The sequence below is a fragment of the Pseudomonas sp. P135 genome (assembly GCF_020312125.1).
GTDB classification, from domain to species: Bacteria; Pseudomonadota; Gammaproteobacteria; order Pseudomonadales; family Pseudomonadaceae; genus Aquipseudomonas; species Aquipseudomonas fragariae.
The window spans coordinates 211,473-237,437 of the sequence record NZ_JAGPYR010000003.1; the positions used below are offsets into that span (position 1 = coordinate 211,473).

Here is a 25,965-nt window from a genome sequence, read left to right on the forward strand (position 1 = left end):
CCAGCGTTTCCCGTCACACAACCATCACCAAAGCTTCACAGGCATGACACGCCATCTCCCTAGCCTGCAGTTACGGCAAAGCGCCTGGACAAATCAGTCAACCAGCCCTTTCTGCATCTGCAAGGCTGGCTCATGGAGATTCGTATGACCCAGATCGCCCGCATTCGTGACAACACTTCTGAACGTCGTCTTCAGGCCGAGCGCCTGATTGGAGCGCGCGCCTTGCAGGAAGCACAGGCGTTGCGTTTCAGTGTGTTCAGCGAAGAGTTCAACGCCCGTCTCAACGGCGCGGAACAAGGCCTGGACATCGACGATTACGATGTTCACTGCTCGCATATCGGGGTACGCGACCTGAACACCGGGCGTCTGGTTGCCACGACCCGGCTGCTCGACCACCAGGCCGCCAACACGCTGGGGCGCTTCTACAGCGAAGAAGAGTTCAGCCTGCACGGGCTGGTCAATCTGCAAGGGCCGATCCTCGAACTGGGTCGCACCTGCGTCGATCCGGCCTATCGCAACGGCGGCACCATTGCGGTGTTGTGGAGCGAGCTGGCCGAGGTGCTCAACGAAGGCGGCTACAGCTACCTGATGGGCTGCGCGAGCATCCCGATGCAGGACGGCGGTATTCAGGCCCATGCGATCATGCAACGCCTGCGCGAACGCTACCTGTGCAACGAGCACCTGCGCGCCGAACCGAAGAATCCGCTGCCGACCCTCGACATCCCGAGCAATGTGATCTGCGAGATGCCACCGCTGCTCAAGGCCTACATGCGTCTGGGGGCCAAGATCTGTGGCGAACCGTGCTGGGACGAAGACTTCCAGGTGGCCGACGTGTTCATCCTGCTCAAGCGCGACGACCTGTGCCCGCGCTATGCCCGCCACTTCAAGGCGGCCGTGTGATGAGCCGGTTGCGCGGCTATGCCCGCGTAGTCCGGGTGCTACTGGTCGTAGCGCTCGGATTGACGATTGCCAGCGCGTTCGCGGTCCTGGAACGTACCAGAATCGGAGGTTCGATGGAGCGCAGACAGCGCTGGAGCCGCTGGTTCATGGCGCGACTGACCAACGCCCTGCCGTTTCGCGTCACCGTGACAGGTCAACTGCCGACCCAGCCCATGCTGTGGGTCAGCAACCATGTGTCATGGACCGACATCGCCCTGCTCGGCATGCTCGCGCCGCTGTCGTTTCTGTCGAAGGCCGAAGTACGCACCTGGCCGGTAGCGGGCTGGCTGGCGCTGAAGGCCGGTACGCTGTTCATTCGTCGCGGATCGGGCGACAGCCGTCTGATCCAGAAGCAGATGTGCAACCACCTGCAACAAGGCAACGCACTGCTGATCTTCCCCGAAGGCACCACCACGGATGGCAAAAGCCTGCGCACCTTTCACGGTCGTCTGCTGTCCAGCGCCATCGACGCTGGCGTGCCGATTCAGCCGGTGGCCATTGGTTACTCGCGTGACGGCAAACCGGACCCGATAGCCCCGTTCATTGGCGACGATGACTTGCTGTCGCATTTGCGCCGACTGTTCGCCAACGAGCAGAGCGATGTGCATATTCACTTGCTGACACCGATCCCGACCGCTGACCAGGAACGTGCCGCACTGGCCTTCAAGGCCCAGCAGGCGGTTCAGGTGGCGTTGTTTGGCGAGCCGCAGGCTCAGCCGAGCGAAGTGGTTTCGCGGCCGGCCAGAGCGGCCTGAGCGAAATTCTCGAGCAGCGGATAAAACTCGGCGAAATCCGCACTCAAGGGCTGGTACAGCGCCTGCAGTTCCTGCATGCCGCCGGCCAGCCCTTCGGGTCGTGACAGGCGTCGGGATATGCCGCTCAACACCTGCTCCAGCACCCCGAAATCCCGGTACGAACCCAACCAGTCCTGCGCCGCCATGCGCGGTGCGATCAGCGCCAGCCGCTCGGGCAACTGCGGCTCGGCAGCCAGCGTGGCATAGACCTTGCGGGTGAATGCGTCCAACGGCAGATCGGCATAACGATGCCAGTCGCGCGCCAGGCAATGATCGAAAAAGACGTCGAGCATGATGCCGGCATAGCGCCGTCTCTGCAGCGGAAAGCGCGCAATGGAGGCCTTGATCAGCGGATGACTGTCAGTGAAGGCGTCGATGCTGCGATGCAGACGAATCGCCGCTTCCAGCTCCGCAGGAAAACGTCCCGGCAGCGGACCTTTGACGAAGTCGCCATACAGGCTGCCGAGCAATTGAGCGGGCCGATGCCCACCAAGATGAAGATGTGCCAAGTAGTTCATGGCTGCAAGCCTAGGCCGCTTTCGGGCCTGCTGTCCATATATCGTTATAACCCGATATAGCGATTTGACCCATCCTAAGCACATAATCATATTTGTATATCGCTAAATACAGATATAAGGTTCGCTCTATCGCGATATAACGCTACACCGCCTGTGAGAACGACATGCCTATCGACCTCGACGACATAATAAAAGCCCTGGCCCACCCGGTCCGCCGAGAAATCCTGACCTGGCTGAAAGACCCGCGTGCGAGCTTTCCCGCCCAGGAGTACTCGATCGAACACGGCGTGTGCGCCGGACAGATCGATCAGCGTGCGGGATTGTCACAATCCACTGTCTCGGCCCATCTGGCGACTTTGCAACGCGCTGGCCTGATCAGCAGCAAGAAGGTCGGCCAATGGCATTTCTTCAGACGCAACGAAGAAGTCATACAGGCATTCGTTCAGGCGCTGGTTGAAGAACTGAACAACCCGACCTGATTTTTCAACATTTACCAGGAGCTGCCCCGTGCCTCTTTCGCTACTCATTCTGGCCCTGAGCGCCTTCGCCATCGGCACCACCGAATTCGTCATTATGGGCCTGCTGCCTGATGTGGCGGCCGACCTTGGCGTATCGATACCCGGCGCAGGCTGGCTGGTGACCGGCTATGCGCTGGGTGTCGCCGTCGGTGCGCCGTTCATGGCCATGGCCACGGCAAAACTGCCGCGCAAGGCCGCGCTGGTCACACTGATGGGGATTTTCATCATTGGCAATCTGCTCTGTGCGCTGGCCAGTGACTACAACGTCCTGATGTTCGCCCGCGTGGTGACTGCGCTGTGTCACGGTGCGTTCTTCGGCATCGGCTCGGTGGTTGCCGCAGGTCTGGTGCCCGCCAACCGGCGTGCCTCAGCGGTGGCCTTGATGTTCACCGGCCTGACCCTGGCCAACGTACTGGGCGTGCCGCTGGGCACTGCGCTGGGTCAATACGCAGGCTGGCGCTCGACCTTCTGGGCTGTCACGGTCATCGGCGTGATTGCGCTGATCGGCCTGATCCGCTTCCTGCCAACCAACCGCAATGAAGAAAAGCTCGATATGCGCGCTGAACTGGGCGCTCTCCGCGGTGCCGGCATCTGGCTGTCGCTGACCATGACTGCGCTGTTCTCGGCGTCCATGTTCACCCTGTTCACTTACATTGCCCCACTGCTCGGCGAAGTCACCGGTGTATCGCCCAACGGCGTGACCTGGACCCTGCTGCTCATCGGTCTGGGCCTGACCGCCGGCAACGTGATCGGCGGCAAGATGGCCGACCGCCGCCTGTCATCCACGCTGATTGGCGTGTTCGTCTCGATGGCGGTGATCTCCACCGTACTCAGCTGGACCAGCGCCGCGCTGGTCCCGACTGAAATCACCCTGTTCCTCTGGGCAGTCGCGGCTTTCGCTGCCGTCCCGGCGCTGCAGATCAACGTGGTGACCTTCGGCAAGGCGGCACCCAACCTGGTTTCAACCTTGAACATCGGCGCCTTCAACGTCGGCAACGCACTCGGCGCCTGGGTCGGTGGCAGCGTCATCGCCCACGGTCTGGGCCTGACCAGCGTACCGCTGGCGGCAGCCGTACTGGCAGTGCTGGCGCTGCTGATCACCCTGATTACTTTCCGTCAGACCGGCAATCCGGATCTGGCACACGCTACGCATTGATCAATTACGAGGATTCGATACATGACGACTATCTTTGACCCGATCACCCTGGGCGATCTGCAACTGCCCAACCGCATCATCATGGCCCCACTGACGCGCTGCCGTGCCGATGAAGGCCGTGTACCGAACGCGATGATGGCCGAGTATTACGTGCAGCGCGCCTCGGCCGGCCTGATCCTGACCGAAGCCACCTCTGTCACGCCGATGGGCGTGGGTTACCCGGACACCCCGGGCATCTGGTCCAACGACCAGGTACGTGGCTGGAGCAATATCACCAAGGCCGTGCACAACGCCGGTGGCCGTATCGCCCTGCAGTTGTGGCACGTGGGCCGTATTTCCCACCCGTCCTACCTGAACGGCGAAACCCCGGTCGCGCCGAGTGCCATTGCGGCTGAAGGGCACGTGAGCCTGATGCGCCCCATCACACCACTGCCAGTACCTCGCGCGCTGGAGCTGGCGGAAATCGGTGACATCGTCGAGGCCTATCGCGTCGGTGCGGAAAACGCCAAGGCTGCGGGCTTCGACGGCGTGGAAGTGCATGGCGCCAACGGCTATCTGCTCGAACAGTTCCTGCTGACCGGCAGCAACCAGCGCACCGACGAGTACGGCGGTTCGGTGGAAAATCGTGCGCGTCTGCTGCTCGAAGTGACCGACGCAGTCATCGATGTCTGGGGCGCTGGCCGTGTAGGTGTTCACCTCTCGCCTCGCTTCGACATGCACGACATGAGCGATGCAAACCGTGCTGAAACCTTCAGCTACGTGGCCAAAGAGCTCGGCAAGCGCGGTATCGCCTTCATCTGTGCCCGTGAGCATGATGCTGAAGACAGCCTCGGCCCACAGTTGAAGAAGGATTTCGGCGGCGTTTATATCGCCAACGAGAAGTTCACCAAAGACAGCGCCAATGCCTGGCTGGCAGAAGGCAAGGCCGACGCAATCGCGTTCGGTGTGCCGTACATTGCCAACCCTGACCTGCCGGAGCGGCTGGCCAGCGATGCCCCTCTGAACGAAGCCCATCCGGAGACGTTCTACGCCAAAGGGCCGGTCGGTTACATCGACTACCCGCGCCTGTAAAACGTTACTGCAAGGCAAAAAACCCTGACTCGCAAGAGTCAGGGTTTTTTTATCGCCCGTGTAAGGGTAACCGCTACGGCGCAACGTCAGGCTTGACTGTACCTAGTACATTGCCTTCGGCGTCGGTGATCGTGCCATCCGCCATCTTCCAGCGACCGTCCGGGTAGTTGACCGAGCCATCCGCAAAAACCCAGGTTCCATCCTTGTGCTGGATATCACCATTGGGGTGCTCTGTAGAACCATCGGCATGCACGGTCGTGCCGTCAAGGTTCTGCACGGCTCCGTCAGAATGGGTGACGGATTGACCATCTGCAGACTCGACGCTGCCGTTCGGATAGCTGACAGTACCGTCCGCGTTGTTCACGCTGTTGGGCGGCTGGACCAGTTGCAGGACGCCCGTTGCGGTGTTGACGACTGCCAGTAGTTTGTCCAGACGCGAAGATGCAGCAGGCACCGGGGGCACCGTCTGCGCTACCGGCTCACTGGTAGAGGGCTTGACCTGCGGCTTGACTGGCGGCTTGGCCGGGTTCGTTGTCTTGACCGGCGGTTTCACAGGCGGCTCGACCGGGTTCGTGGTCTTGACCGGCGGTTTCACAGGCGGCTTGACCGGGTCCGTTTTCTTGACCGGCGGTTTCACAGGCGGCTTGACTGGATCCGTTTTCTTGACCGGCGGCTTGACTGGATCTTTCGCCTTGACCGGGGGTTTGACGTTTACCTTTGGCTTGATTGATACCGGATGCTCAAGATGCATGGGCTGAAGTTCTCCAGCAACGAGGTCATCTTTTTCGATTGTGTCTTTGTGCATATCGGTGTGCATCTCTTTGATTCCATTCATTATTGAAACTCCGTTTATTCAACTGAAACGCAAGCGTAAGCCCTCCCTCCACTGGCAGGCATATAACTATTTAGCGATTGCAAAAAAACCGGGCCACCTGCCTGCCGCTATGGGTAGCAGCAGGCAAGGTGCGGTATCAACGACGTGCGTTGAGCTGTTGCGAGAGGTTCTGAATCTGACTGTTAAGCGTGTTGATGCTACGGGTGACCTGCGCACGGAAGGCATCGAACTCGGCAGTATTGCCGCCTGCTGACGGTGCCGGAGTATTTTCCTGCTCGCTTTTGAGCACCATCAGTTCTTGTTCAAGTCGCTCGACAGCAGCCGAAGGGTTGCCCTGCTTTTTCAGAGCTGCGACATCGGCTGCCACGCTCTTGATCTGGGCGTCCAGCTTGCCCTGCTCAGCCTGAGCGGTTTTCAGGTCAGGCAACGCTGTTTTCAGCGCAGCCAGTTCAGCGACAACGCTTTTCAATTGTTCCTGCATCTGCGCGTTTTCGGTTTGCTGTTGCGCCGTTTGCGCGGCCATCTGCTCCAGACGCTTGTCGAGACTGCCCTGCTGACCTTCAACGCCTTCACGCTGTTTGTCCTGGTCTTCCAGTTGCGCCTCGAGCAACTTGATGCGCTGCTTGAGGGCTTCGCCGTCACTGGACAGCGATTCGGTGGCCACGACCTTGCCGGAGATATCCTGCAAACGCCCCGCCGCTTCTTCGCTGATGCGCGCAAAGCTTTCCTGCGTCGCCACCAGTTGTTGCTCCATCAGGGACACTTGCTGAAAGCTCCACCAGCCAAGGCCGCAAAACGCAATGAACAGCGCACCGACCAATGCCCAGAGCGGCCCGGTGCTCGGCCCCTTGACCTTGACCACAGGCGTGGTGCGCGAATAGACGGTGGTGCGCTCGCGTGCGCCATTGCTCGGCGCAAAGTCGTCGTCATCGTCCTTGGCGCTCAGGCTGGGAACGTCATCGACATCGTCGTAGGGATCGTTGCGCATGAATAACCCTTCAGGAAGCTGTTAAATCAAAGTTCGTAAATCAAAGTTCGGCAGTATAACAACAGCGCAGAATCAATCTCACTGTGCTACTGCCGCATTCAGATCGGGTGCTGTGCCTGCCACCAGCCACAGAATTCATCCAGCGCCGTCCACAGGCTGACCTGCGGCTGATAATCCAGATAATGCCTTGCACGGCCGATATCAAGCGTGAAGTCCTTGTTCATGACCTGCATGCCCAGTCTGGACAGCGTAGGTTCAGGTCGGCCCGGCCACAGCATGCAGGCCGCTTCGTTGATCGCCGCCGCACTGTAGGCCAGCCCGTAAGAACGATAGCGGGTAACCTGAGGCAACTGCATCTGCCGCATCACATAATTGATCGCATCCCACAACGGGACCGGCGTGCCGTTACTGATGTTGTACGCCTTGCCCAGCGCAGACCCGGTTGCCAGCAAGCTGCTCAACAGCGCTTCATTGAGGTTCTGCATGCTGGTGAAATCGACCATGTTCAGGCCGTTGCCTACGATCGACAGACGCTTCTTGCGCTGCATGTGCAGCAGGCGCGGAAAGATACTGTTGTCGCCAGCACCGGTGACGAAACGCGGCCGCAGGGCAATCACTTCCAGGCCGAACTCTTCAGCGCCGAAGACCTTTTGCTCGGCCAGGTATTTGGTGGCCGCATAGTGGTTGTGGAAGCGCTTGGGCACCTGGTCTTCGGTGATATCGCGGCGCGAGTGACCATTGAAATAGATCGACGGCGATGACAGGTGGACCAGCCTGCGCACTCTTTGTTTCAGGCAGCCCTCGACAATGTTCTCGGTGAGTTGCACGTTGCCCTGGACAAAATCCTGACGACGCCCCCACATGCCGACGGAGCCGGCGCAATGCACCACGGCCTCGACGCCATCGCACAGCGCGCGCACCAGATACGGGTCGGCGAGGTCGCCCTGAATGAACTCGGCGCCGCGTCTGACCAGATGCTCGACCGCATCGGCACGACGGCCATTGATCCGCACGCTCATGCCTTGCTCAAGGGCAAAACGCGCAAAGCGTCCGCCGATGAAGCCACTTGCGCCGGTGACCAGAATTTTCATTTACCGCTCCATTAACGCGTCTGCGTGACAGGGGTAACCCGACACGCATTGATTACACATGATCGTAATGACGATCATTCATCGCTCAACGGCACCAGCCAGTGGGCAGCATGTTGTGCCAGATGCCCGGTGAGACGTGTCAGCAACTGACCACCGTTGCGCCAATGGTGCCAGTACAACGGCACATCAATACAGCGATCCGGCAGCAGTTCAAGCAGCGTGCCGCTGCGCAATTGCTCGCGCACTTGCAGTTCGGGCGCCAGCCCCCAGCCCATTCCGGCTTCGATCATACGGATGAAACCCTCGGAAGAAGGGCACAAATGATGCTCGAAACCGTCCTGCACACCAAGCAATGCCAGATAACGATGCTGCAAAAGATCATCCGGCCCGTAAACGAGCGCCGCTGATCTGACCAGTTTTTCGGGGCTGACACCGTCCGCAAAATGGCGCGCGATGAATGCCGGGCTGGCCAGCGCCCGATAGCGCATCGCCCCCAGCAACTGACTGCGCGCCCCGGCCACCGGGCGCTCACTGCCACACAGACACGCTGCGACTTCGCCAGCCCGCATGCGTTTGAGCCCGACGTCCTGATCTTCGACCACCAGGTCCAGCAACAGACGATGCTGCGTGCAGAATTCACCAATGGCCGGTGCCCACCACGTTGCCAGACTGTCGGCGTTCAAGGCGATCCGCAAACGCTCGGGCATGCCCTCCTCGTCCAGTGCCGGCACCTGACTTTGCAGATCGCGCTCCAGCAAGCGGACCTGCTGCACGTGATTGAGCAGGCGTCGGCCGATGTCGGTCGGGCTCGGCGGCGTGGCGCGGACCAGCACCGGCTGACCAATGCGCGCCTCCAGCAATTTGATCCGTTGCGAGACCGCTGACTGCGACAGCCCCAGCACCTGGGCCGCACGTTCGAACCCGGCCTGCTCGATAACTGCGGCGAGCGCGGACAACAGCTTGTAGTCGAACATCAGTTTCCCTAATGAGAGATGATGATTATTGGTTTTACTTATATCGCTTCAACATTGAAAGTCGCCACCTGAATCTGCTCGATGGGAACGTATTTATGTGGCAAAGCTACTTCAACGGATTGCTGATCGCCGCTGGCCTGATCATGGCCATTGGCTCGCAAAACGCATTCGTACTGGCTCAGGGGCTGCGCCGTGAACACCACGTGTCAGTCGCGATGCTCTGCATTATCTGCGATGCCATTCTGGTCGCCGCCGGGGTGTTCGGTCTGGCCAATGTGCTGGCGCAAAACCCGACCCTGCTGGCGGTGGCGCGCTGGGGCGGTGTGCTATTCCTCAGTTGGTATGGCGTGCAGGCACTGCGCCGGGCATGCTCGAAGCAGAGCCTCGAACACGGTGCCGCGGCTGGCAAAAGATCGCGCCGCACGGTACTGCTCAGCGCATTGGCCGTGACCTTGCTCAACCCGCATGTGTACCTGGACACCGTACTACTGATCGGCTCGCTCGGGGCACAACAGAGTGTGCCGGGCGCCTATGTAGCAGGCGCCGCGAGCGCTTCGTTGCTGTGGTTTTCCTGCCTCGCCATCGGCGCGGCCTGGCTCGCTCCCTGGCTGGCCCGCCCTGCCACATGGCGTCTGCTGGATGTGATGGTGGCGGTAATGATGTTCAGTGTGGCGTGGCAATTGATCCGTTCGGCCTGAAGGTTTCATGTCCGTTGAAGCAACAGCGCGGGAACCTCTATCCCACACAGTTGTTGCGTGGTTAAGCCGCAGGCCCGGTGCTATAGTCCGGGGTCTGCGCCGCAAAAGAGTAAAACTCCCGGTGCATGCTGTATCTGGCCGCCCGTGATCGGCCCTGCGACTACCGCAATTGACCTGAAAGGAGATAAACCATGGCTTTTGAATTGCCGCCACTGCCCTACGCCAAAGACGCTCTGGTGCCGCACATTTCTGCGGAGACTCTGGAATATCACCACGACAAGCACCACAACACCTATGTCGTGAACCTGAACAACCTGGTGCCTGGCACCGAGTTCGAAGGCAAGACCCTGGAAGAGATCATCAAGACCTCATCGGGCGGTATCTTCAACAACGCCGCTCAGGTCTGGAACCACACGTTCTACTGGAACTGCCTGGCCCCTAACGCTGGCGGCGAGCCTACCGGCGCTCTGGCCGAAGCCATCAACAAGGCGTTCGGTTCCTTCGACAAGTTCAAGGAAGAGTTCAGCAAGACTTCCATCGGCACTTTCGGCTCCGGCTGGGGCTGGCTGGTGAAGAAGGCTGACGGCTCCCTGGCACTGGCCAGCACCATCGGTGCCGGCAACCCGTTGACCAGCGGCGACACCCCGCTGCTGACCTGCGATGTCTGGGAACACGCCTACTACATCGACTATCGCAACCTGCGTCCGAAGTACGTGGAAGCGTTCTGGAACCTGGTTAACTGGGACTTCGTGGCCAAGCAATTCGCCTCCTGAGTCCAGCGTCATCGAAAAACCCGGCCTAGCGTCGGGTTTTTTATGTTTTCCGGCCGGTAAAGGTCGCTCACCCGATGCCTGTTTCACAGACGGCGTCGAACACCCGCCTGCCAGTCAGGCGAATCGCAAATCTTTTTTCGCCTGCCGCTCGTACTTTGTGTATTGTCAGAAAACGCTAGCTGACTCGTGCCACAACGTAATTCTCTATGACGTAATTCTTTACAGTGTTCTGCTCAGGTTACCTAACTGGCCACCCGACGCATTGAGGTGGCTTTGGCCAGCAGGTGCAAGGAACGCGAAGATCAGCCAGGCGTACCGGTTGTGACAAGGTCACGGCGTGCGGGCCTGGTTTTTCGAGGGTCATGAGGCGATATGCCCTCCGACACGAACTAAGGAACGGCCATTGAAGCTGGAACTCAAGAACAGCCTGTCGGTAAAGCTGCTGCGCGTTGTGCTGCTTTCGGCGCTTCTGGTGGGCGTCCTGCTCAGTTGTGCGCAAATCATCTTCGACGCCTACAAGACTCGTCAGGCCGTGGCGAGCGATGCTGAGCGAATTCTCGGCATGTTCCGCGATCCTTCGACACAGGCCGTCTACAGCCTGGACCGCGAGATGGGCATGCAAGTCATCGAAGGCCTGTTCCAGGATGACTCGGTACGCATGGCGTCCATAGGGCACCCCAATGAAAGCCTGCTGGCCGAGAAAGACCGGCCGCTGAAAGACTCCCCCACCCGGTGGCTGACAGACCTCATCCTCGGCCAGGAGCGCAGCTTCACCACTCAACTGGTAGGCCGCAGCCCCTACAGCGAGTATTACGGCGACCTGCGCATCACTCTCGACACTGCCAACTACGGCGAAAGCTTTCTGGTCAATGCCGGCATCATCTTTGTCGCCGGCGTATTGCGTGCGCTGGCAATGGGGCTGGTGCTGTATCTGGTCTATCACTGGCTGCTGACCAAGCCGCTGTCAAAGATCATCGAGCACCTGATCGCGATCAACCCCGACCGCCCCAGCGAACACCAATTGCCGTTGCTCAAAGGCCACGAGAAAAACGAACTGGGGATCTGGGTCAATACCGCCAACCAATTGCTGGCCTCCATCGAGCGCCACACTTATCTGCGCCATGAGGCCGAGAACAATCTGCAGCGCATGGCGCAATACGATTTCCTCACCGGTCTGCCCAATCGACTTCAGTTGCAGACCGGGCTGGACAGGATTCTGGAAGATGCGGGGCGCCAGCAACACAGAGTGGCGGTTCTTTGCGTGGGTCTGGATGACTTCAAGGGCATCAACGAACAGTTCAGCTACCAGTCCGGCGATCAATTACTGCTCGCACTCGCTGACCGCCTGCGCGCGCACAGCGTACTGCTCGGCGCACTGGCGCGCCTGGGCGGCGACCAGTTCGCGCTGGTTCAGTCCAACATCGAACAGCCCTACGAGGCAGCAGAGCTGGCGCAGAATATTCTCGATGAGCTGGAGGCACCGTTCATTGTCGGTGACCAGCAGATTCGACTGCGGGCAACCATCGGCATCACGCTGTTTCCCGAAGACGGCGACAGCACCGAGAAACTGCTGCAAAAAGCCGAGCAGACCATGACGCTGGCCAAAGCCCGCTCGCGTAACCGGTATCAGTTCTACATCGCCAGCGTGGACAGCGAAATGCGCCGCCGCCGCGAACTTGAAAAAGACCTGCGCGAAGCCCTGCCACGCAATCAGCTGTACCTGGTCTATCAACCGCAGATCAGCTACCGCGATCACCGTATCGTCGGTGTGGAAGCGCTGATCCGCTGGCAGCATCCGGAGCATGGCCTGGTGCCGCCGGACGTATTCATCCCGCTGGCCGAACAGAACGGCACGATCATCGTCATCGGAGAGTGGGTGCTGGATCAGGCCTGCCGTCAGCTGCGCGAATGGCTCGATCAGGGGTTCACCGATTTGCGCATGGCCGTCAACCTGTCGACCGTGCAGCTGCATCACGCGGAACTGCCCCGCGTGGTCAACAACCTGCTGCAGATCTATCGCTTGCCACTGCGCAGCCTGGAACTGGAAGTGACCGAAACCGGGCTGATGGAAGATATCAACACCGCCGCCCAGCACCTGTTGAGCTTGCGACGCTCCGGTGCCTTGATTGCCATCGATGACTTCGGCACCGGCTACTCATCGCTGAGTTACCTGAAAAGCCTGCCGCTGGACAAGATCAAGATTGACCGCAGCTTCGTGCAGGACCTGATCGATGACGACGATGACGCTACTATCGTGCGAGCCATTATCCAGCTGGGCAAAAGCCTGGGCATGCAAGTGATTGCCGAAGGTGTGGAGACCGTCGAGCAGGAGGCCTATGTCGTAACCGAGGGCTGTCACGAAGGCCAGGGCTATCTGTACAGCAAGCCGCTGCCGGGTCGCGAACTGCTGGCCTACCTCAAGCAGTCGCGTCAGGACCATGCCGCCAGTCTGTGAGCCGATTTGCATGCTCCCGGCCATTCACCTCATCTTGAAACCGACTGTTACAACCTGCCGAATGCCTGAACACGCCCACACAGGCGTTTTGCCTTTACATCGAATGCAAATCTTTCGCATTATGTCGCAGATTTTATGGGCGCACCCCCGCCATCACCTTTATCGACGCAGGATTCCGTCATGATTCGTATGCCTCTGGCAACCGCTAGTCTGTTGGCCATCGCTATCTCTCTCGCCGGTTGTGGCGAAGGCAAGGACAAGGCTGCCGCACCGGCTCCCGCGCCAGCCGCTGCTCCGGCGACGCCGGCTGCGACGCCTGCTGCTTCTGCTCCGGCAGCCGCCGCCCAGACTGACGACGCGGCGGCCAAGGCTGTGGTCGCGAACTACGCCAACATGGTGTCCGCCGTGTTCGACGATGCCGAGGCCGGCGCGAAAAAACTCAGCACGGCCATCGACGCCTTCCTGGCCAAACCCAACGATGAAACCCTGAAAGCCGCCCGTGAGGCGTGGATCGCTGCGCGTGTGCCGTACATGCAGAGCGAAGTCTTCCGCTTCGGTAACACCATCATCGATGACTGGGAAGGACAGGTTAACGCCTGGCCCTTGGACGAAGGCCTGATCGACTATGTGGCCAAGGATTATCAACACGCACTGGGCAACCCGGGCGCCACTGCCAACATCATCGCCAACACCGAGATTCAGGTCGGCGAAGACAAGGTCGACGTAAAGGAAATCACCTCCGAAAAACTCGCCAGCCTGAACGAGCTGGGCGGTTCCGAGGCCAACGTCGCCACCGGCTACCACGCCATCGAATTCCTGCTCTGGGGTCAGGACCTGAATGGCACCGGCCCTGGTGCCGGCGCACGTCCGGCCAGCGATTACCTGGAGGGGGCTGGCGCAACCGGCGGCCACAATGATCGCCGCCGCGCCTACCTCAAGGCCGTCACCGACCTGCTGGTCAGCGACCTTGAAGAAATGTCCGGTAACTGGAAGGCCGGCGTCCCCGACAACTACCGCGCCACGCTGGAAGCCGAACCCGGCGAAAGCGGTCTGCGCAAAATGCTCTTCGGCATGGGCAGCCTGTCGCTGGGTGAACTGGCGGGCGAGCGCATGAAAGTCGCACTGGAAGCCAACTCCAGCGAAGACGAACACGACTGCTTCAGCGATAACACGCACAACTCGCACTTCTACAACGGCAAGGGCATTCGCAACGTTTACCTGGGCGAGTACACCCGCACCGACGGCAGCAAGGTCAGCGGGCCGAGCCTTTCGTCTCTGGTCGCCAAGGCAGACCCGGCCACCGACGCCACCTTGCGCGCTGACCTGGACGACACTCAGGCCAAGTTGCAGGTCATTGTCGATCACGCGAACAAGGGCGAGCATTTCGACCAGTTGATCGCTGCCGGCAACACGGCTGGCAATCAGGTGGTGCGTGATGCAATCGCTGCGCTGGTCAAACAGACAGGCGCTATCGAACAGGCGGCTGGCAAACTGGGCATCACCGACCTGAACCCGGACAACGCCGATCACGAGTTCTGATCAACCGCGTTTGTTGCAGTAACCATCAATGCCGGTCAGTTCGCTGACCGGCATTTTTTGTGTCTGATTGACAGGCATCGTTTGCAACTGCCGTGCGCGTTGACCTGCGACATGGGCAGACTCCCGAGCATCAGTACAACGTATCGGCAATACGTCCCGGCAACGCCTTGTCGTAGGCATCACCGTCGATCTGCTCCGCCGAAACCGCCTTGAGGATCTGCCCGGCAGTGGGTAGCGCGCTGCGTTCGATGTGCTTCGCCGGGTCCCACAAACCGGACCGGATGGTCGCCCTGCTGCACTGGAAATACACGCTGGTCACTGAAATGCGCAGCACTGACCTGGGCAACTGGCCCTTCACTGCAAAACGCGAGAGCAACTCGGGCTCAACCGATATCTGAGCGGTTCCGTTGACGCGCAGGGTTTCACCCACGCCGGGTATGAGAAACAACAGCGCAACGCGCGGATCGTTGACGATGTTGCGCAGCGTATCGATGCGGTTGTTGCCGCGTCGGTCAGGCAGATAAAGCGTCTTGCTGTCCTCGATATGCACCAGACCCGCCTGATCGCCACGTGGAGAAGCATCGAGCCCGTCAGGCCCGGCAGAGGCAAGCACGGCAAACGGTGCCTGCTCGATGAAAGGCCGGTAGACCTCATGAATGTGGTCAACTTCCTTGATGAGCGAAGGAGGTGCGATCGGGCCATAGATCGCTTCCAGTGCCTGGAGGGTGGTCACGAACGCGCTGTTGTCCGGGTTATTCATTGGATAATCTCTGCTGGCCGTTGGTGTATGAATGCTGCCAGCGTCATGTGACTGATCGTATGAAGCAGCCTGCGCAGCATAGGCAAAAACATCAGGACCCGACCAGCCTCAAAGATTCGTAACATCACATTGCACAACACGTCGCAAACGATAATCCCTCTTATTCAAACCGCACGAGGCTGATAAGCTTGCACGCCCCGATTTTTCGCCCCGTTGCAGGATGTCTATGAGTACGCGGCTCCGTCTATCACTTGCCTTGCTCACGACCCTGGTCCTGAGCGCATGCGATGACGCCCCGCGTTTCACGCATGCCGAGCCGGGAGAAGCCTTGTCGGGTGGCAGCGCCACCGTCAGGAAGAGCGACCAGAACGCTTTCTCGATGCCCTCGGCCAATCTGGCCCCCGTGCGGCGGCTGGACTTCAGCGTCGGCAACAGCTTCTTCCGCAGCCCGTGGGTGATTGCGCCATCGACCACCACGGCTCGCGATGGGCTTGGCCCGCTGTTCAACACCAATGCCTGCCAGAACTGCCACATCAAGGACGGTCGCGGTCATCCGCCGGAGGCTGGCGACAGCAATGCCGTGTCCATGCTGGTCAGGCTGTCGATTCCCGATGACCCGGCCTATGCCGACCTTATAAAACGCAACGGCGTGCTGCCCGAACCGGTCTACGGCGGGCAATTGCAGGACATGTCGAACCCCGGCGTAACGCCCGAGGGCAAGGTGCGGGTCGAGTACGATGCGCTGACGGTCGAGTTTCGCGATGGCACATCAGTCGAGCTGCGCCAGCCGACCCTCAGGATCACCCAGTTGGGCTATGGCCCCATGCACCCCGATACTCACATCTCGGCTCGCGTGGCCCCGCCGATGATCGGCCTGGGCTTGCTCGAGGCGATTGCCGATGACGCCATCCTTGCCAATGCCGACCCCGATGACAAGAACGCCGATGGCATCTCGGGACGTCCCAACTGGGTCTGGGACGATGCTCGGCAAAAAGTGGTGATGGGCCGGTTTGGCTGGAAAGCCGGCCAGCCGAATCTCAACCAGCAGAACGTGCACGCCTTTTCCGGCGACATGGGGCTGACCACCAGCCTGCGGCCTTTCGATGATTGCACACCGGCCCAGACCGATTGCCTGGCTGCGCCCAATGGCAATGGCCCGGATGGCGAACCGGAAGTCAGCGACAACATCCTGCGCCTGGTGGAGTTCTACACCCGCAACCTGGCTGTTCCGGCGCGCCGCAAGGTCGACGACCCGCAGGTGCTGGCAGGCAAGAACCTGTTTTTCCAGGCGGGCTGCCAGCAATGCCACACCCCTTCTTTCAAAACCCGTAGCGACGCCGCCGAACCCGAGTTGGCCAATCAGGAAATTCGCCCGTACAGCGACCTGCTGCTGCACGACATGGGCGAAGGGCTGGCCGATAACCGTACCGAGTTCCAGGCCAGCGGAAGTGAGTGGCGCACCCCGCCCTTGTGGGGGCTGGGCCTGACCGGCACCGTAAGCGGACACACGCAACTGTTGCATGACGGTCGCGCGCGCAATGTGCTTGAGGCGATACTGTGGCACGGTGGCGAAGCGCAGGCGGCGCAGCGCCAGGTTCTGGCTTTTGACGCCCAGCAACGTGAAGCGCTGTTGGCCTTCCTGAATTCGTTATGATTGCGCCCTTTGCAGAATCTTCCTGTTCAAACACCTTCCTTTCAGAAATAAGGAGCCGGACATGTTCCGACCCAAGTTGTTGCTGACCAGCCTTGCGGCGCTTGCCTTGGGTGCCTGCTCGCCATCCGACCCTCAGGCGGTGACGTCCGCAGCGATTGCCAAACAGGTCATCCTGCCGACCTACAGCCGCTGGGTAGAGGCTGATCGTCAGTTGGCAGCCAGCGCATTGGCGTTCTGCCAGGGCAAGACTGATCTGGCCACCGCCCGCGCCGATTTTCTGAAAGCACAGAAGACCTGGGCCGAGTTGCAACCACTGTTGATCGGCCCTCTGGCCGAAGGCAATCGCGCCTGGCAAATACAGTTCTGGCCAGACAAGAAGAACCTGGTGGGCCGTCAGGTCGAGCAACTGGTGACTGCACAGCCGCAGATCACCGCTCAGGAACTGTCCAAGGCCAGTGTCGTGGTGCAGGGTTTGTCCGCCTACGAATACATCCTCTTCGACGCCGACATCGACATGGCCAATGCCGAGCAGAAAGCACGCTACTGCCCGCTGCTGATGGCCATCGGTGAACGCCAGAAACAACTGGCTGAAGAAATCCTCAACAGCTGGAACAGCACCGACGGCATGCTCGCGCAATTGAGCAAGTTCCCCAATCAGCGCTACGCCGACTCTCACGAAGCCATCGCCGAATTGCTGCGGGTTCAGGTCACCGCCCTCGACAGCCTGAAGAAAAAGCTCGGCACGCCACTGGGTCGTCAGAGCAAGGGGCAACCGCAGCCCTTCCAGGCAGATGCGTGGCGCAGCAAGTCGTCGCTCAGCAGCCTGGAAGCCAGCCTGATCAGCGCCGAGACGGTGTGGACCGGTGTCGACAACAAGGGCTTGCGCAGCCTGCTGCCCGCCGAGCAGAAACCGCTGGCCGACAAAATCGATGCCGCCTACGCTAACAGCCGCAAATTGCTGTCGGAACTCAAGCCGCCACTGGCCGACCTGCTGGCCACGGATGCAGGACGCCAGCAACTCAATGCGTTTTACGACAGCCTGAATGCCGTGCACCGCCTGCACGAAGGCGAGCTGGCCAAGGCCCTCGGCATTCAGTTGGGCTTCAACGCCAACGACGGCGATTGATCAAGAGGTACATGTGATGTTGCGACGTCAGGCCATGGCGCTCGGCAGTCTTCTGCTCAGCGCCTGCACGCTGGGTGGCTGGACCCTGTTCAGGCAAAAGGACACACGCCCCTTGTTGCTTTCCGCTCGCGACGATGGCGACGGCAAGCACTACGCGGTGGGTTTCAAGCTCGACGGAACGCAGGTATTCGCCACCCGGGTGGGCCAGCGCTGCCACGACATCATCAATCATCCCGACCTGCCACTCGCGGTGTTCATCGCCCGTCGCCCAGGTACTGAAAGCTACCTGATCGACCTGCGCGATGGTCGCTTGCTGCAAACCATCGTTTCGCAGCCTGACCGCCACTTCTACGGCCATGCCGTGATTCATCGCGACGGCGAATGGCTGTATGCGACGGAAAACGACACCCGCGATCCAGGCCGCGGTTTATTGGGCGTCTACCGCTTCGTCGGCGAGCGACTGGTGCACTCGGCTGAAATTTCCACGCATGGCATCGGTCCGCATCAGGTCTCCTGGATGCCGGACGGTGAAACGCTGGTGGTCGCCAATGGTGGCATTCGCACCGAGGCGGAAAGCCGGGTAGAGATGAACCTCGATGCCATGCAACCCAGCCTGGTCATCATGCAGCGTGACGGTACGTTGCTCAGCAAGGAAGCGCTTTCCCAGCAGATGAACAGCGTGCGCCACATGGGCATCGCCAGCGATGGCACCATCGTCGCGGGTCAACAGTTCATGGGCGACAGCCACGAGTTGGCCGAACTGCTGGCCATCAAGCGTCCAGGCCAGCCATTCCAGGCGTTTCCGGTAGCAGAGGAGCAATTGCGCGCGATGGCCCATTACACCGCCAGCGTCGCAGTACACAGTGACCTTCGACTGGTGGCCCTGACGGCACCACGCGGCAATCGCTTCTTCATCTGGGACCTGGACAGCGGCGCATTGAAACTGGATGCGCCGCTGCCGGACTGTGCGGGAGTGGGGGCTGTCGCCGACGGCTTTGTCGTGACCTCAGGCCAGGGACGCTGCCGCTTCTATGACTGTCGCAAGGCGCAACTGCTGGCCCAGCCATTGGATCTGCCAGCCGGGCTGTGGGACAACCATCTTCATCTGGCTCAGGTGGGTTAGGTACAGGGCCTGCAAGGGCTTCAGTTTTTGACCCCGGTGCCCTGCGCCAGGCTGTACATGAACAGCAACAGGTCGTGGTCCGGCTGCACGTTCACCAGATTCTTCGCCACGCGTGGCAGCGGGCAATGGCCCTCGCCGTGCTGCGTGGTGAGGATGCGGGTAGACGGTTGTTCAAGCGCCGCCACGGCGACGGTGGCAACTGCCAGTGCACCGAAGATAAACAGACCTCTTGCCATTTCTAGCTTCATGACTCTAAACCTTTGATAGAGCTGCCAAACGCTGCCTGATAAAAGTAGATCAACTTCTGCCAGTCTGCAGCGCTGAATGACGAATGGCGTCGTAGCTGTTTCATATCATGCTGGGCTGCGCCTTGAGCGGTAAGGCGACGACGGCCCTTCTCGAGATCGAGCAAGGCGACCTCGACGTTGGCGTCCGGCCCTTCCCCTGTCACGCGCACGAAAATGTGCTTGATGTACAGACAGCTGTGCTGCCAACGGCCCAGGTGCATGCGCGCCAGCGTGGCTGCCACTTCCTTGAGCACCCGCTCATAGAACAGCTCGCCATGGCGCTCGCGCCCTCCGGCAGCCTGCCACTTTTCAATTTCCTCGAAGCCTTCCAGCGCCACGGTGACCAGCAATGCCCGCCAGGCGTTATCCTCACCCCGTTCAGCACCGCAAAACACCACTTCGGGGACGACGACGCCAAGCTTGCGCAGGCCTTCAAGCGCCTCGCGCTCGCGCAGTACGGTGGGGCGGCCCAACGGGTGCAGCAGGCTGCGGTAGATATGACCTGTCTGACGCTTGGCATAAAGGGTCTGCCCATCGTCCATGACCAGCCGCTGCACACCACTTTCGCCACCGCGACGCACATTGGGTTCTTCAACCCATTCGCCACGCTGGCTCCAGAACTGATCGAACTCATTCTGGATCGGGTTCACAACTGGTTCTTTCACGGACTGCAAACCCATCTTTTTACCTTTTACGTAGGACATAGACTCGCCACATGGCGTACATGGGCAGGAAATCCATTCGGTTCTGGATGCGAAATCCTGCCTGCTCAAATTCGGTTTCTGCGGTAACAACAGGTAACACAAAACGATTCTGGTAACTTTCCCGCCCGCTTTTTTGCTGGCGCTTGTTCTCCAGGCGCGCACGCTTCCATGCCTTGAAATTGCCATCAACCCAGAGGGAGACGATCACGCTGTCACGGGTCACGCGCTGAAACTCGCGCAATAGAGCCATCCGGTCGCTGGACTGACCGACATGGTGCAACAAGCGCATGCAGAAAATGCTGTCTACTGCGTTATCCGGCAGGTCGATGGCAAAGGCAGATGTCTGCAAAGGTTGTACCCTTTTTACAACGTCTGCCGGCTGCGAGGCACAGGCGGTACTGAGCATGTCTGCGGAGTTATCGGCACCGATGATCGAGCGGTTCGGCTTCTCGGCCAATAACGGCCAGAAGCGTCCGGCACCACAAGGCAGGTCCAGCACCAGGCCCGGGTCTCCGGCCATGTGCAGCGCCTTTCTCGCCAACTGTTCATCGCGATGATGCGACAGCTTGCGCCAGATACCGTCCTGATGCTTTTCGAGGTACTGGCGGGCGTGAGTCTTGTCGTACTTTCGGGAAAACTCGAGTTCGATGCGATCGCTCATGAGAGCAGCTCCTGATGTTGATGGGGGCCAAACTAAAGGCACCGCCGTCACCGTCAGGTCATCTGAATGTGAAAAAAATGTTACCTTTTAACGTCAGGTGTTTCGAGATTTTACAGAGAGTTAGAGGCCGTGTGTGGCCAATCGACGAAGTGCAGTCAATTGGCCGCTACACAATGAGGCCGGTCTACTCGGGAGAAAGGTCAGGGTTTGATTACGTTGAGCGTTACCTTGAACCGGCAACCATGAGGTTCCATAGGGGTGAGATCGACGCTCCATCCCTGGTTGGTACAAATGCGCTGCACCAGTGACAGCCCGAGGCCCAGCCCCTCTCCGCGCTGCTCGTTGCCGCGTACGAAAGGCTCGAACATTGCCTCGCGCTTCTCCTCGGGAATGCCCACACCACTGTCTTCGACGGTGAAGCTTTCGGCGTGCAGGGTCAGCGCAATGAATCCGTGATCGGTGTAGTGCAGGGCATTGCGCAGCAAGTTGCCCATCACGGCATGCAGGAAGGTCGCGTTGTAACGAATATCGGACAACTGGTCATCGGCCGGTGGCGTGTAGGTCAACTGCAGCCCCTTGCTCTCTATCGGGTCACGCCACTGGGAGATCAATTGTTCGGCCACCCCGACCAGCGTGGCCTTGGGCGTCATGGCCGGGTCTTCGCGCTGGGTGCGAGCGAGCATCAGGAAGGTTTGTACCAGATCGCGCATTTCTTCGCAGGCACGGCCGATACGCTCGACCTGTCGACGGCCGCGCAAATCAAGCGCAGGGTTTTCCAGCAGCAGCTCACAAGAGCTGGCCAGCACCATCAACGGCGTACGCAGTTCATGGCTCACGTCACTGGTAAACATACGCTCGCGAATCAGCGCCTGCCGCAAACGGCCCAATGTCGCATCGAAGGCCACCGCCAACTCGCCGACTTCGTCAGCGGCGTAGTCGGGCGCCAGTGGCGGTGCCAGTCCGAGCAACTGGTCACGGTGGCGAACCTGCCGGGCCAGACGCACCACAGGTGCCATGACCCGGCGCGCCAGCACCCAACCCAGAAATACCGCCAGCGCCAGGGCCAGAACGAAACCGACCAGCACGACGGCGAACAGCACCCGCTCACGCTCTTCAAAATCGCTCTGATCCTGCAACAGGGCGTAATGCCGGCCATCCACCACCTCGATCATGGCGTGGTATGACAACGGCCCACGGAACACCTCATGGAAACCTGGCTCAAGGTGACGAATATCCTTGGGCAGGTCGAAGTCGCCAGGACCATTGCTGAAATAGAACAACTGGTCGGGCTTGGGCCGGTGGCTCCAGTCGCTGACGCTGTCCATCAGCATCAGACGGTTGAGGTCACCACCGAGTCCGGCGGAAATCAGCTTTTCTTCGACCAGGTGGACGGTGGAGATGATCCCGATGGCGAACGACCCGGCGACCAGTGCACTCATCAATGCGAAGGCAATGATGATCCGTTGCGCAAGACTCTGTTTAAACTCCATCCCGGCCCTCGGCCAAGCGATAGCCCACGCCATGCACGGTCTGCAACAGCGGTTTGCCAAACGGTTTGTCGATCACCTGACGCAACTGATGCACATGGCTGCGCAGGCTGTCGCTGTCCGGGCAGTCATCGCCCCACAGCGCTTCTTCGAGAATCTCACGACGCAGCACGTGCGGGCTTTTCTGCATCAGGACGGCGAGCAGCTTGAGCCCGACCGGGTTGAGCTTGAGCATGCGCCCCTCACGCGTCACTTCAAGGGTGTCGAGGTCGTAGACCAGATCGGCCACCTGCAAGGTACGCCGCCCGCCGCCTTGGGCACGACGCAATACCGCTTCGATCCGCGCGGCCAGTTCAGACAGGGCAAACGGCTTGAGCAGGTAGTCGTCGGCACCGGAGCGGAAACCCTGCAGACGGTCGTCCAGTTGATCGCGGGCGGTGAGCATGATGACCGGCGTATCACGCCGGGCATCTTCGCGCAGGCGCTTGCACAAGGTGTAGCCGTCGATACCGGGCAGCATGATGTCGAGGACGATCAGGTCGTAGTGCTCGGTGGCTGCCAGATGCAGTCCTGAGAGGCCATCCTGGGCGCAATCGACGGTATAGCCTTTCATGCCCAGGTAATCGGCCATGTTCGCCAGGATGTCGCGGTTGTCTTCAACCAGAAGAATTCGCATAAAGCACTCTCATATGCAGTTTGGGCTGGCGCAGCTTAAGACGAAGTGGGCGTGAGGGCCAGCGCCGAAATGGCATGACGATTTTTTCACCTATGATTCATAAGGCTCATGACACACTTTGAGACGAACCGTCGCACACAATAATCGCGGCATGCCCTTCAAAGATCTGGATTCGATATGTCGAAAACCGTCGCCCCACCCTACTCCCGTTCGATCAACCCGTGGATTTACCTGGGTATCCCTGTCGCCGTAGCGCTGATCCTCATGCTGCTTGAACTGACTTCGCTGGACATGGACATCGCCAAACTGGCCTTCGATCCGGTCAGCGGACAGTTCATCGGCAGGCACAGTTATTTTCTCGAAGACGTTCTCCACGACCGCGCCAAACAACTGGTCATGGTATTCGGCGCGGTGGCCACGATCGGCTTTGCGGCATCCTTCAAGGTACAGCGGCTGATGCCGTGGCGCAGAGAACTGGGTTGCCTGGTGCTGTCCATGGCGCTTTCAACTGCCTTCGTTACCCCGGTGAAAGTGGTGACGTCAGTGCAATGCCCCTGGAGCCTGAAGGAATTCGGTGGTCAGGAAACCTACAGCGAACTGCTGAGCCCACGCCCTGCGACCGATAAACCGGGACGCTGCTGGCCGGGCGGTCATGCGGCGACCGGCTTTACCCTGTTCGCACTGTTCTTCGCCCTTCGCGACCGCCGTCCACGGATGGCGAAAATAGGGCTGGCTCTGGCGTTTGGCCTGGGAACGGTCTTCTCTGTCGGGCGGATGCTGCAAGGTGCGCACTTCTTTTCCCATAACATCTGGACGGCGGTGTTCTGCTGGCTGATCTGTCTGGGGGTTTATTACTTCGTGCTTTACCGCCCCGAACCCAAAGGTCTCGAGAACAGCAAGGTACAACCGACGCATTGATTGATCCGGCACACAAAGACCATAAAAAAACCCCGCACAAGGCGGGGTTCTTTATGGGTGTAACGCTGGGGGTAAAGCTGACTTACATCATGCCGCCCATACCACCCATGCCGCCCATGTCCGGCATGCCGCCGCCTGCTGGCTTGTCTTCAGGCACGTCAGCGATCATCGCTTCGGTGGTGATCATCAAGCTGGCGATGGAGGACGCCGCCTGCAGAGCAGAGCGCGTCACTTTGGCCGGGTCAAGGATACCCATTTCGATCATGTCGCCGTATTCGCCGGAAGCAGCGTTGTAACCGTAGTTACCCGAACCCTGCTTGACCTTGTCGACAACAACACTTGGCTCGTCACCGGAGTTGGCAACGATCTGGCGCAGAGGCGCTTCGACTGCACGACGCAGCAGAGCGATACCGACGTCCTGATCAGCGTTGTCGCCTTTCAGACCTTCGATAGCCTGCAGCGAGCGAACCAGTGCCACGCCACCGCCAGGTACCACGCCTTCTTCAACGGCTGCGCGGGTTGCGTGCAGGGCGTCTTCAACGCGGGCTTTCTTCTCTTTCATCTCGACTTCGGAACCGGCACCGACCTTGATCACTGCAACGCCGCCAGACAGCTTGGCCAGACGCTCTTGCAGTTTTTCCTTGTCGTAGTCCGAGCTGGTGTCACCGATTTGCTGACGGATCTGGGAGATACGCGAGTCGATATCGGTTTTCACGCCTGCACCATCGATGATGGTGGTGTTTTCCTTGTTCAGGATAACGCGCTTGGCATTACCCAGGTGTTCCAGGGTAGTGGTTTCCAGGCTCAGGCCGATCTCTTCGGAGATAACGGTACCGCCAGTCAGAACAGCGATGTCCTGCAGCATGGCCTTGCGACGATCGCCGAAACCTGGAGCCTTGACGGCTGCAACTTTCACGATACCGCGCATGTTGTTGACTACCAGAGTCGCCAGCGCTTCGCCTTCAACGTCTTCGGCAACGATCAGCAGAGGACGGCCAGCCTTGGCGACTGCTTCCAGAACCGGCAGCATTTCGCGAATGTTGGAGATCTTCTTGTCGACCAGCAACAGCAGCGGGCTGTCCAGCTCGGCAACCATGGTGTCCGGCTTGTTGATGAAGTAAGGGGACAGGTAACCACGGTCAAACTGCATGCCTTCTACAACAGACAGCTCGTTTTCCAGGCCGGAACCTTCTTCAACGGTGATAACGCCGTCTTTGGTCACTTTTTCCATGGCTTCGGCAATGATGTCGCCGATGGAGTGATCAGAGTTGGCCGAGATGGTGCCGACCTGGGCGATTGCCTTGGTGTCGGTGCATGGCTTGGACAGCTTTTTCAGCTCGGCAACAATGGCGATGGTCGCCTTGTCGATGCCGCGCTTGAGGTCCATCGGGTTCATGCCGGCAGCGACAGCCTTCAGGCCTTCGTTGACGATGGCCTGAGCCAGAACGGTAGCGGTAGTGGTACCGTCGCCTGCATCATCGTTAGCACGGGAAGCAACGTCTTTGACCAGCTGCGCGCCCATGTTTTCGAAACGGTCTTTAAGCTCGATTTCCTTGGCAACCGAAACACCGTCTTTGGTGATCAGCGGAGCGCCAAAGCTTTTCTCGATGATAACGTTGCGGCCTTTAGGGCCCAGGGTCGCTTTAACTGCGTCAGCCAGGACGTTTACACCGGCGAGCATTTTTTTGCGGCCAGAATCGCCGAATTTAACTTCTTTAGCAGCCATGATCATTATTCCTTGAATACTTAGTAGTAACGGAAGTCAGCGGGAGCACTCAGCCTTCGACGACAGCAAGAATCTCGTTCTCGCTCATCACCAGCAGGTCTTCGCCGTCTACTTTCACTGTGTTGCTGCCGGAATAAGGGCCGAACACAACCTTGTCACCCACTTTCACAGCCAGCGCACGTACTTCGCCGTTGTCCAGCACGCGGCCGGTACCCACAGCAACGATCTCGCCGCGGTTAGGCTTTTCAGCAGCCGAACCTGGCAGAACGATACCGCCGGCAGTTTTCGTTTCTTCTTCACTGCGACGGATGACGACGCGGTCATGCAGAGGACGAAGCTTCATTGTCGATCTCCTGATTATGTTTGTTTGATCGTCCGGTGAGTGCACCGGCCGGTTTAAATCCGGACTTGCCGGTTACGGTTCGACGCGCGAACCGCAGAATACGGTCTGGCCTTCAGGCCAGAAACCTTGCGGTGACCCATACATAAGGGCG

General features: G+C 59.7%; 26 protein-coding genes. 13 read left to right on the forward strand and 13 right to left on the reverse strand.

What is annotated here, in order from left to right:
• The first annotated feature begins 144 nt into the window (after positions 1 to 144).
• Both olsB and KBY08_RS05735 read left to right on the forward strand, forming a co-directional pair.
• Entirely contained in the window at positions 145 to 900 is a 756-nt protein-coding gene (gene olsB / locus KBY08_RS05730; protein ID WP_003405915.1) for an L-ornithine N(alpha)-acyltransferase, read from the forward strand.
• Positions 900 to 1,694, forward strand: coding sequence for a lysophospholipid acyltransferase family protein (locus KBY08_RS05735; RefSeq protein ID WP_011268813.1), 795 nt, complete (start codon positions 900 to 902; stop codon positions 1,692 to 1,694). The genes olsB and KBY08_RS05735 overlap by 1 nt, the downstream gene beginning before the upstream one ends.
• Here the strand turns inward: KBY08_RS05735 and KBY08_RS05740 are convergent.
• On the reverse strand, positions 1,652 to 2,251 hold the full coding sequence (locus tag KBY08_RS05740; RefSeq protein WP_054092154.1) for an ACP phosphodiesterase: 600 nt from the start codon (positions 2,249 to 2,251) through the stop codon (positions 1,652 to 1,654). The genes KBY08_RS05735 and KBY08_RS05740 overlap by 43 nt on opposite strands.
• A 164-nt stretch (positions 2,252 to 2,415) precedes the next feature.
• Between KBY08_RS05740 and KBY08_RS05745 the strand changes: the two genes are divergently transcribed.
• The 3 genes from KBY08_RS05745 to KBY08_RS05755 are packed head-to-tail and all read left to right on the forward strand — an operon-like array spanning position 2,416 to position 4,996.
• Complete coding sequence (locus KBY08_RS05745; protein WP_003405921.1) at positions 2,416 to 2,730, forward strand: ArsR/SmtB family transcription factor; 315 nt, start codon at positions 2,416 to 2,418, stop codon at positions 2,728 to 2,730.
• A gap of 28 nt (positions 2,731 to 2,758) precedes the next feature.
• The gene (locus KBY08_RS05750; protein ID WP_003405924.1) at positions 2,759 to 3,925 is read left to right on the forward strand and encodes an MFS transporter; all 1,167 of its coding nucleotides are present in this window, start codon (positions 2,759 to 2,761) and stop codon (positions 3,923 to 3,925) included.
• A 21-nt stretch (positions 3,926 to 3,946) separates the two neighbouring features.
• Entirely contained in the window at positions 3,947 to 4,996 is a 1,050-nt protein-coding gene (locus KBY08_RS05755; protein WP_003405927.1) for an alkene reductase, read from the forward strand.
• 73 nt (positions 4,997 to 5,069) lie between these two features.
• On the opposite strand, the gene KBY08_RS05760 is transcribed toward KBY08_RS05755, so the two are convergent.
• From KBY08_RS05760 to KBY08_RS05775, 4 genes are all read right to left on the reverse strand, one after another.
• Entirely contained in the window at positions 5,070 to 5,831 is a 762-nt protein-coding gene (locus tag KBY08_RS05760) for a hypothetical protein (protein ID WP_024638325.1), read from the reverse strand.
• 136 nt (positions 5,832 to 5,967) lie between these two features.
• A complete protein-coding gene (locus tag KBY08_RS05765; protein WP_011268817.1) occupies positions 5,968 to 6,819 on the reverse strand; it encodes an ATPase in 852 nt (283 codons plus the stop codon).
• A 98-nt stretch (positions 6,820 to 6,917) separates the two neighbouring features.
• Complete coding sequence (locus KBY08_RS05770) at positions 6,918 to 7,910, reverse strand: NAD-dependent epimerase/dehydratase family protein (RefSeq protein ID WP_058822331.1); 993 nt, start codon at positions 7,908 to 7,910, stop codon at positions 6,918 to 6,920.
• A gap of 74 nt (positions 7,911 to 7,984) precedes the next feature.
• Positions 7,985 to 8,884, reverse strand: coding sequence for a LysR family transcriptional regulator ArgP (locus KBY08_RS05775; RefSeq protein ID WP_003405943.1), 900 nt, complete (start codon positions 8,882 to 8,884; stop codon positions 7,985 to 7,987).
• Positions 8,885 to 8,979: 95 nt separating this feature from the next.
• Here KBY08_RS05775 and KBY08_RS05780 point away from each other — a divergent pair, with 95 nt between their 5' ends.
• The 4 genes from KBY08_RS05780 (at position 8,980) to KBY08_RS05795 (ending at position 14,349) form a co-directional block, all read left to right on the forward strand.
• On the forward strand, positions 8,980 to 9,582 hold the full coding sequence (locus KBY08_RS05780; protein ID WP_003405944.1) for a LysE/ArgO family amino acid transporter: 603 nt from the start codon (positions 8,980 to 8,982) through the stop codon (positions 9,580 to 9,582).
• Between the two features lie 191 nt (positions 9,583 to 9,773).
• Positions 9,774 to 10,355, forward strand: a complete 582-nt coding sequence (sodB, locus tag KBY08_RS05785; protein WP_003405945.1) for a superoxide dismutase [Fe] — start codon at positions 9,774 to 9,776, stop codon at positions 10,353 to 10,355.
• Positions 10,356 to 10,758: 403 nt separating this feature from the next.
• Entirely contained in the window at positions 10,759 to 12,810 is a 2,052-nt protein-coding gene (locus KBY08_RS05790; protein ID WP_003405946.1) for a putative bifunctional diguanylate cyclase/phosphodiesterase, read from the forward strand.
• 180 nt (positions 12,811 to 12,990) lie between these two features.
• Entirely contained in the window at positions 12,991 to 14,349 is a 1,359-nt protein-coding gene (locus KBY08_RS05795; RefSeq protein ID WP_111522093.1) for an imelysin family protein, read from the forward strand.
• Positions 14,350 to 14,479: 130 nt separating this feature from the next.
• Here KBY08_RS05795 and KBY08_RS05800 read toward each other — a convergent pair whose 3' ends face one another.
• A complete protein-coding gene (locus KBY08_RS05800) occupies positions 14,480 to 15,109 on the reverse strand; it encodes a pyridoxamine 5'-phosphate oxidase family protein (RefSeq protein ID WP_003405948.1) in 630 nt (209 codons plus the stop codon).
• 226 nt (positions 15,110 to 15,335) lie between these two features.
• On the opposite strand from KBY08_RS05800, the gene KBY08_RS05805 reads away from it, so the two are divergent.
• The 3 genes from KBY08_RS05805 (at position 15,336) to KBY08_RS05815 (ending at position 19,012) form a co-directional block, all read left to right on the forward strand.
• Positions 15,336 to 16,763 (forward strand): di-heme oxidoredictase family protein, encoded by a 1,428-nt coding sequence (locus KBY08_RS05805; protein ID WP_024640924.1) that lies wholly within the window; start codon positions 15,336 to 15,338, stop codon positions 16,761 to 16,763.
• Positions 16,764 to 16,824: 61 nt separating this feature from the next.
• The gene (locus tag KBY08_RS05810) at positions 16,825 to 17,889 is read left to right on the forward strand and encodes an imelysin family protein (protein WP_024638331.1); all 1,065 of its coding nucleotides are present in this window, start codon (positions 16,825 to 16,827) and stop codon (positions 17,887 to 17,889) included.
• Between the two features lie 16 nt (positions 17,890 to 17,905).
• Complete coding sequence (locus tag KBY08_RS05815) at positions 17,906 to 19,012, forward strand: DUF1513 domain-containing protein (RefSeq protein ID WP_060409683.1); 1,107 nt, start codon at positions 17,906 to 17,908, stop codon at positions 19,010 to 19,012.
• Between the two features lie 20 nt (positions 19,013 to 19,032).
• Here the strand turns inward: KBY08_RS05815 and KBY08_RS05820 are convergent, their stop codons facing one another.
• The 5 genes from KBY08_RS05820 to colR form a co-directional block, all read right to left on the reverse strand.
• Positions 19,033 to 19,260: a hypothetical protein gene (locus tag KBY08_RS05820; protein ID WP_024652476.1), complete on the reverse strand. Its 228-nt coding sequence runs from the start codon at positions 19,258 to 19,260 to the stop codon at positions 19,033 to 19,035.
• Positions 19,257 to 19,979, reverse strand: a complete 723-nt coding sequence (locus KBY08_RS05825; RefSeq protein WP_003405954.1) for a lipopolysaccharide kinase InaA family protein — start codon at positions 19,977 to 19,979, stop codon at positions 19,257 to 19,259. Before KBY08_RS05825 ends, KBY08_RS05820 begins: the two co-directional genes overlap by 4 nt.
• Positions 19,980 to 19,983: 4 nt before the next feature.
• Positions 19,984 to 20,664: a class I SAM-dependent methyltransferase gene (locus KBY08_RS05830; RefSeq protein WP_032654372.1), complete on the reverse strand. Its 681-nt coding sequence runs from the start codon at positions 20,662 to 20,664 to the stop codon at positions 19,984 to 19,986.
• Positions 20,665 to 20,864: 200 nt separating this feature from the next.
• A complete protein-coding gene (locus tag KBY08_RS05835; protein WP_011268827.1) occupies positions 20,865 to 22,154 on the reverse strand; it encodes a sensor histidine kinase in 1,290 nt (429 codons plus the stop codon).
• Positions 22,144 to 22,827, reverse strand: coding sequence for a two-component system response regulator ColR (colR, locus tag KBY08_RS05840; RefSeq protein WP_002555020.1), 684 nt, complete (start codon positions 22,825 to 22,827; stop codon positions 22,144 to 22,146). Before colR ends, KBY08_RS05835 begins: the two co-directional genes overlap by 11 nt.
• 177 nt (positions 22,828 to 23,004) lie before the next feature.
• Here colR and KBY08_RS05845 point away from each other — a divergent pair, with 177 nt between their 5' ends.
• The gene (locus KBY08_RS05845) at positions 23,005 to 23,745 is read left to right on the forward strand and encodes a phosphatase PAP2 family protein (protein ID WP_111522094.1); all 741 of its coding nucleotides are present in this window, start codon (positions 23,005 to 23,007) and stop codon (positions 23,743 to 23,745) included.
• Between the two features lie 82 nt (positions 23,746 to 23,827).
• Here KBY08_RS05845 and groL read toward each other — a convergent pair whose 3' ends face one another.
• Together groL and KBY08_RS05855 are read right to left on the reverse strand one after the other, a co-directional pair.
• Positions 23,828 to 25,471, reverse strand: a complete 1,644-nt coding sequence (gene groL, locus KBY08_RS05850; protein ID WP_010439729.1) for a chaperonin GroEL — start codon at positions 25,469 to 25,471, stop codon at positions 23,828 to 23,830.
• Between the two features lie 49 nt (positions 25,472 to 25,520).
• On the reverse strand, positions 25,521 to 25,814 hold the full coding sequence (locus KBY08_RS05855; RefSeq protein WP_003304675.1) for a co-chaperone GroES: 294 nt from the start codon (positions 25,812 to 25,814) through the stop codon (positions 25,521 to 25,523).
• Positions 25,815 to 25,965 lie beyond the last annotated feature (151 nt).

Coding starts and splice junctions, on each gene's coding strand:
- olsB (WP_003405915.1), top strand. CDS start 145: ATGACCCAGATCGCCCGCATTCGTGACAACACTTCTGAACGTCGTCTT.
- KBY08_RS05735 (WP_011268813.1), top strand. CDS start 900: ATGAGCCGGTTGCGCGGCTATGCCCGCGTAGTCCGGGTGCTACTGGTC.
- KBY08_RS05740 (WP_054092154.1), bottom strand. CDS start 2,251: ATGAACTACTTGGCACATCTTCATCTTGGTGGGCATCGGCCCGCTCAA.
- KBY08_RS05745 (WP_003405921.1), top strand. CDS start 2,416: ATGCCTATCGACCTCGACGACATAATAAAAGCCCTGGCCCACCCGGTC.
- KBY08_RS05755 (WP_003405927.1), top strand. CDS start 3,947: ATGACGACTATCTTTGACCCGATCACCCTGGGCGATCTGCAACTGCCC.
- KBY08_RS05760 (WP_024638325.1), bottom strand. CDS start 5,831: ATGAATGGAATCAAAGAGATGCACACCGATATGCACAAAGACACAATC.
- KBY08_RS05765 (WP_011268817.1), bottom strand. CDS start 6,819: ATGCGCAACGATCCCTACGACGATGTCGATGACGTTCCCAGCCTGAGC.
- KBY08_RS05770 (WP_058822331.1), bottom strand. CDS start 7,910: ATGAAAATTCTGGTCACCGGCGCAAGTGGCTTCATCGGCGGACGCTTT.
- KBY08_RS05775 (WP_003405943.1), bottom strand. CDS start 8,884: ATGTTCGACTACAAGCTGTTGTCCGCGCTCGCCGCAGTTATCGAGCAG.
- KBY08_RS05780 (WP_003405944.1), top strand. CDS start 8,980: ATGTGGCAAAGCTACTTCAACGGATTGCTGATCGCCGCTGGCCTGATC.
- sodB (WP_003405945.1), top strand. CDS start 9,774: ATGGCTTTTGAATTGCCGCCACTGCCCTACGCCAAAGACGCTCTGGTG.
- KBY08_RS05795 (WP_111522093.1), top strand. CDS start 12,991: ATGATTCGTATGCCTCTGGCAACCGCTAGTCTGTTGGCCATCGCTATC.
- KBY08_RS05800 (WP_003405948.1), bottom strand. CDS start 15,109: ATGAATAACCCGGACAACAGCGCGTTCGTGACCACCCTCCAGGCACTG.
- KBY08_RS05805 (WP_024640924.1), top strand. CDS start 15,336: ATGAGTACGCGGCTCCGTCTATCACTTGCCTTGCTCACGACCCTGGTC.
- KBY08_RS05810 (WP_024638331.1), top strand. CDS start 16,825: ATGTTCCGACCCAAGTTGTTGCTGACCAGCCTTGCGGCGCTTGCCTTG.
- KBY08_RS05815 (WP_060409683.1), top strand. CDS start 17,906: ATGTTGCGACGTCAGGCCATGGCGCTCGGCAGTCTTCTGCTCAGCGCC.
- KBY08_RS05820 (WP_024652476.1), bottom strand. CDS start 19,260: ATGAAGCTAGAAATGGCAAGAGGTCTGTTTATCTTCGGTGCACTGGCA.
- KBY08_RS05825 (WP_003405954.1), bottom strand. CDS start 19,979: ATGGGTTTGCAGTCCGTGAAAGAACCAGTTGTGAACCCGATCCAGAAT.
- KBY08_RS05830 (WP_032654372.1), bottom strand. CDS start 20,664: ATGAGCGATCGCATCGAACTCGAGTTTTCCCGAAAGTACGACAAGACT.
- KBY08_RS05835 (WP_011268827.1), bottom strand. CDS start 22,154: ATGGAGTTTAAACAGAGTCTTGCGCAACGGATCATCATTGCCTTCGCA.
- colR (WP_002555020.1), bottom strand. CDS start 22,827: ATGCGAATTCTTCTGGTTGAAGACAACCGCGACATCCTGGCGAACATG.
- KBY08_RS05845 (WP_111522094.1), top strand. CDS start 23,005: ATGTCGAAAACCGTCGCCCCACCCTACTCCCGTTCGATCAACCCGTGG.
- groL (WP_010439729.1), bottom strand. CDS start 25,471: ATGGCTGCTAAAGAAGTTAAATTCGGCGATTCTGGCCGCAAAAAAATG.
- KBY08_RS05855 (WP_003304675.1), bottom strand. CDS start 25,814: ATGAAGCTTCGTCCTCTGCATGACCGCGTCGTCATCCGTCGCAGTGAA.